General features: G+C 67.1%; 1 protein-coding gene. It reads right to left on the reverse strand.

Annotated elements, in window-relative coordinates:
• Positions 1–331: Ig-like domain-containing protein (locus RAD15_RS44060; RefSeq protein WP_458184904.1), on the reverse strand; the 331-nt coding region annotated here is incomplete at both ends.

A 331-nucleotide genomic window follows, 5' to 3' on the forward strand; every position in this document is an offset into this window, starting at 1 on the left:
CCAGCTCGCGCCGCCGTCGGTCGAGACCTCATAGGCCACACCGGTGCCGTTGGTATCGGCATTGCCGCTCAGCGACAGATCGAAGGCCTTGTCGGTCGAGTTGAGGTCCACAGACGACGACCCGCTGTCGTCATAGCTCGACAGCGACAGCGTTCCCGCCGTCGGCGCCGACGTGTCGACCACCACCGCGACGGTGTTGCTGGTCGAACTGTTGCCGGCGGGATCGGTGACGGTCGCGCGGAACTGGTAGCTGCCGTCGGCGAGGTTGCTCTGCGCGGCTGTGGTCGTCGACCAGCTCGCGCCGCCGTCGGTCGAGACCTCATAAGCCACA

This window comes from Bradyrhizobium sp. 14AA (assembly GCF_054185205.1).